The organism is Roseateles sp. P5_E1 (genome assembly GCF_054049335.1).
Genome location: NZ_JBFUMN010000516.1, coordinates 1 through 509, shown reverse-complemented (window position 1 = coordinate 509; position 509 = coordinate 1). Strand labels below are relative to the sequence as shown.

Genomic DNA, 509 nt, shown 5'->3' with positions numbered 1-509 from the left:
ATGATGCAGCACCCGATCCATCTGCACGGAGTATGGAGCGACCTGGAAAACGCCGACGGCGCGTTCCAGCTGCGCAAGCACACCGTCGACATGCCGCCCGGCACCCGCCGCACCTATCGCGTGCGCGCCGATGCGCTGGGCCGCTGGGCCTACCACTGCCACCTGCTGTACCACATGGAAGCGGGCATGATGCGCGAAGTGAGGATCGAAGAATGAGCCGTTCTCCGATTGTCACGACGTCGATCCTGACCAGCGCGCTGCTGCTGGCGCTCTCCGCCCCGGCGTGGGCGCAGTCGCACGCAGGCCATGCCATGATTCCGCCGCCCGGCACCGATGCGCCGACGGTCGATGAAGATACGGTGGATCACGCCAGCATGGGCCACGGCCAGATGGACCATTCAAAAATGGATCACGGCGCCATGGACGACGGCCGGATGGACCACTCGAAGATGGATCACGGCAGCATGGATCACGGCCAGATGGATCCTGCGCCGACCCGCCACGGTGAC

Annotated in this window: 1 protein-coding gene and 1 pseudogene; both read left to right on the top strand. The window is 65.4% G+C overall.

Annotated features, from left to right (window positions below; all coding sequences use genetic code 11):
- On the top strand, positions 1 to 216 hold a 216-nt coding region (locus ACXJKJ_RS32400), incomplete at its 5' end, for a multicopper oxidase domain-containing protein (RefSeq protein ID WP_457395870.1).
- Positions 213 to 509, top strand: a pseudogene (locus ACXJKJ_RS32395) (hypothetical protein); the annotation flags it as partial. The gene ACXJKJ_RS32400 and the pseudogene ACXJKJ_RS32395, both read left to right, overlap by 4 nt.